We start from the raw sequence: 887 nt of genomic DNA on the forward strand, positions 1-887 counted from the left end.
CAGCTGCAGCGCGCGCTCGCCCTGCGCCTGCATCCGGATCGACAGCGTCTCGAGCCCCTTCAGCACGACCCAGGCGTTGAACGGCGACAGCGACATCCCCGCGCTGCGCATCACCGGCACGAACCTGTCGTTGATCAGTTGCTCCGGCCCGCACACCGCGCCGGCGATCACCCGGCCCTGCCCGTCGAGGTACTTGGTGCCCGAGTGCACGACCAGGTCGGCGCCGTACTCGATCGGCCGCTGCAGCGCCGGCGAGCAGAAGCAGTTGTCGACCGCCAGCAGCGCGCCGGCTTCGTGCGCGATCTGCGCCAGCGCGCGGATGTCGCACACCTCGGTCAGCGGGTTGGTCGGCGATTCGGCGAACAGCAACCTCGTGTTCGGCTTCAGCGCACGCCGCCATTCATCGGGATCGGTCTGCGAGACGAACGTGGTCTCGACGCCGAACTTCGCGAACTCGCGGCCGAACAGCATGATCGTCGAGCCGAACACGCTGCGCGAGCAGATCACGTGGTCGCCCGCCTTCAGCAGCGCCATGCCGAGCAGCAGGATCGCGCTCATGCCGCTGGCGGTGCCGATGCAGGCCTGCGCGCCTTCGAGCGCCGCCAGGCGCCGCTCGAACATGGTCACCGTCGGGTTGCTGAAGCGCGAATAGATGAACGCCTCTTCCTCGTTCGCGAAGCGCGCGGCGGCGCTCGCCGCATCGGGCTGCACGAAGCTGCTGGTCAGGAACAGCGCCTCGGAGTTCTCGCCCCACGCGCTCGGCGGCAGGCCCTCGCGCACCGCGAGCGTGTCGCGCCGCACGTCGGCCGGCAGCTCGACGCGCGGAATGCCTCGCTTCGCCGGCGCATCGGCCATCAGCTGCGCTCCGTCGACGCGCTCTGCAGTGC

1 protein-coding gene is annotated in these 887 nt (G+C 70.0%); it reads right to left on the reverse strand.

The window, feature by feature from the left end; all coding sequences use genetic code 11:
* The coding region (locus AC1D15_RS34790) for an aminotransferase class I/II-fold pyridoxal phosphate-dependent enzyme (protein ID WP_477829663.1) at window positions 1-855 on the reverse strand (855 nt) is incomplete at its 3' end.
* Window positions 856-887: the final 32 nt, after the last annotated feature.

The sequence above is a fragment of the Rhizobacter sp. P2_H2 genome (genome assembly GCF_056403375.1).